Raw genomic sequence first — 2419 nt, forward strand, 5'->3', positions numbered from 1 at the left:
CGCACGAGGTCGGCCTGGTCCTGCGCGGACAGTGCGTCGAACAGCGTCGAAGCCCGTTCGATGTGTTCACGACCGAGCCTGTCCACGACCCGTTCACCCTTGCTCGTCAGGGTGATGAGTGTCGCCCGGCGGTCGTTCGGATGCCGGGCACGGCATACCAGACCTTCGTGCTCGAGGGTGTCCACGAGCCCGGTGACGGCCCGGGCCGTCGTTCCGAGATCCTCGACAAGATCGCGCATGATAGGCGGATGCGGATGGTGTCGCAGAGCCGACAGTAGCCGCACGCCAGCCGGGCTCACACCACCGAAGCCAACAGTAGTCTTTACGTAACGCACCCAGGCGGGACCGAACCGGGCAAAAGCATAGAATACCTGCTCCCGCAGGGGGCATCCGATTCCATCACCATGCGCCGCCTTTCGATCACTCATCGGACAAACCATTACTGGCTTCACAATCACTGGTGGTACTGTTACCGACGTCAACATACGTAAGCACAGATCATCTTAACGAGTAGGGAGACGCCGATGCCGGCGCTCGCACGCTGGTGCCTCCGGCACCGTCGTCTTGTGATCCTTTTCTGGATCGTTGCCTTCGTGGTCGGCGGCGCCACAGCCGGCACCACCACCAAACGCCTGACCTTCGACTTCTCCCTACCCGGTCAGCCCGGCTTCGAGACCTCCCAGAAGATACTCGCGACCTACCACACCCAGGGTCAGGCAGCGCCGGACATCCTGGTGCTGGCCGCGACGCCCGGGGAGAAGGTCGACGACCAACAGGCGGCGAGCACATTCGCCGCGGTCGAACACGACGTGCCCGGCGTGCGGGTCGTCGGGAAGGCCGCGACCGGCGACAACGTCTTCACCACGGCCGACGGGCGGGCCCAGTTCGCGTACGTCTTCTACCCACCGCAGACCAGCTTCGCGTCCGCGACCCTGCCCAAGCTGAAGACGTCAATCGCCGCACACACGCCGGCATCGCTGACCGGGACTGTCACCGGCATAGAGGAACTCCAGACCAACGGCGGCGCCGACGGCGGGCCGGGGGTACTGGTCGAGACCCTGCTCGCCGGTGTCGGTGCCCTGGCGATCCTCGCGTTCGTCTTCGCCTCCATGCTCGCGCTGGTGCCGCTGCTCGTCGCAGCGGTGTCGATCACGTCGACCTTCCTGATCCTGCTCGGACTGACCGTCTTCGCGGATGTGTCGTTCCTGGTGCAGTTCCTCGTCTCCCTGATCGGCCTCGGTGTCGCCATCGACTACTCGTTGCTGATCGTCACCCGGTGGCGCGAGGAACGGGCCCACGGCCGGGAGAACCACGACGCGATCGTGGCCTCGATGGAGTCGGCGGGCCACGCCGTGCTGTTCAGCGGTCTCACCGTCGCGATCGGCCTGGTCGCGCTGGTCGTCATCCCGGTGCCCTTCCTGCGCTCCATCGGCTACGGCGGAATGCTCATTCCGCTGGTCAGCGTGGCGGTCACCACCACGCTGTTGCCCGCCCTGCTCGGTGGCATCGGCCCCCGGGTCGACTGGCCGCGGATCCGGCACGAGAACACCGCGAGCCGGTTCTGGACCAGGTGGGCATCGCTGGTCGTGCGACACCGCTGGATCGCCGCCGGCGTCGGACTCGCCATCCTCACCGCCCTGATCATTCCGTTCTTCGGGGTCCAGATCGGCACGGCGCAGTCCTCGTCGCTGACGAAGACCGGGCCCGCCTATGAGGCGCTGAAGACACTTGAGGACGGCGGTGCGCCGACGGGCATTCTCACCCCGGCTGAGATCCTGGTCACCTCACCGGCGGCCGGCGAGGTGGTGCGACGCGTGCGCGCGGTGGACGGCGTGGCCACCGCGATGGCCCCGACCGGTCCCGCGTCGAACCGAGCCGACACCTCGATCGTCCTCGCCGTGCCGAACAACGAGACCGCGGGCGGCAGCAGCACCGACCCGATCCGGCGGATGCGGTCCGCCCTGGACAACGTGCCCGGGTTCATCGGTCTGACCGGGATCGGCGCACTGCAGCTGGACTACATCCATGCTGTCTACGGGGCGTTCCCGCTGGCGCTCGGCCTGATTGTCCTGATCACCTACATACTGCTGGTACGTGCCTTCCGCTCACTCCTGCTGCCGCTCAAGGCGGTGTTGTTCAACCTCGTATCGCTGGGGGCGACGGGCGGTGCAGTCGTGTTGTTCTGGCAGCACGGGTACGGCTCCGAGGCGATCTACGGCATTCAGGCCACCGGTTCGATCACCTTCTGGCTACCTCTGATGATCTTCGCGTTCCTGTTCGGCCTGTCGATGGACTACGAGGTGTTCATCCTCGCCCGCATCCGGGAGGAGTACGACGCCAGTGGTGACACCAACGCCGCCGTCATCGAAGGAGTCGGCCGCACCGGACGGCTTGTCACCTCGGCCGCACTGATCCTGTT

2 protein-coding genes are annotated in these 2419 nt (G+C 66.3%); one reads left to right on the forward strand and one right to left on the reverse strand.

Annotation, left to right across the window (positions count from 1 at the left end; translation table 11 throughout):
- Positions 1–428 (reverse strand): MarR family winged helix-turn-helix transcriptional regulator (locus U9977_RS23920; RefSeq protein ID WP_322751537.1); only part of this gene is annotated, 428 nt, incomplete at its 3' end.
- Positions 429–524: 96 nt separating this feature from the next.
- On the opposite strand from U9977_RS23920, the gene U9977_RS23925 reads away from it, so the two are divergent.
- A partial coding sequence (locus U9977_RS23925) for an MMPL family transporter (RefSeq protein WP_322751538.1) occupies positions 525–2419 on the forward strand: 1895 nt, incomplete at its 3' end.

The organism is Protofrankia sp. Cas8, assembly GCF_963555845.1.
Classification (GTDB): domain Bacteria; phylum Actinomycetota; class Actinomycetes; order Frankiales; family Frankiaceae; genus Protofrankia.